Origin of the sequence: Pseudomonas sp. ANT_H4, assembly GCF_008369295.1 — a bacterium.
Classification (GTDB): Bacteria; Pseudomonadota; Gammaproteobacteria; order Pseudomonadales; family Pseudomonadaceae; genus Aquipseudomonas.
On sequence record NZ_VOBG01000087.1, the window covers coordinates 1 to 715 of the forward strand.

The window sequence follows — 715 nt, forward strand, 5'->3', positions numbered from 1 at the left end:
ACACCGCCATTAGCCAGCTGTTCCTCGGTGAGTTGGCCACGCTCATTCCAGGTCAGGCGCTGACTGCTGTTATCCGGATGCCAGACGCCGGTGAGCTTTCCGTGTTTGTTGTAGGTGTAGTCGGTGACAAAACCATCGGGATCAGTCTTGCGGGTGATATCGCCCTGGTCGTTACGCTGGTATTTCCAGACCGCGTTACCACGGCGTACGACCCGGACGAAACCGTTGTTATGCTCGTAGGATGTCGGCTCATCGTCCCCCGGAAACAGCGCAACCAGCCGACCGGCTTCGTCGTACTGATACGCCGTCACCGCCCCGAGCGGGTCCTGCTCGACCGTCAGCCGGCCCTTATCATCGTAGGATTTGAAGTGCTCCGCACCGTCCGGGTCGATCCGCTGCACCAGCCGCGCACGCTGGTCGTGGACGTAGACTTCCTGACTGCCATCAGCGTTATGCACGGTGACACAGCCGTTGTCGTCCCAGGCATAGCGCGTGTTCATCTGCGAAAAACTTGCCCAGTGCCGCATGCAGCGTGCAGCCTTGCCGGACCGTTCCCACTCCCAGAAGAAACTCGCCCCACCGGCCAGCTCCCGTTCCAGAATCACTTGCTGATCGTCGTACCGATACCGCTCGCTTTCGCCTACAGCATTGGTTGCCTCAATCAGCCGCCAAGCGTCGTCATAGCGGTAGGAAACAACGTTCAGCTCGGTAACCC

At 59.9% G+C, this 715-nt stretch carries 1 pseudogene; it reads right to left on the reverse strand.

What is annotated here, in order from left to right:
- Window positions 1-715: pseudogene (locus tag FQ182_RS29670) on the reverse strand (type IV secretion protein Rhs); the annotation flags it as partial.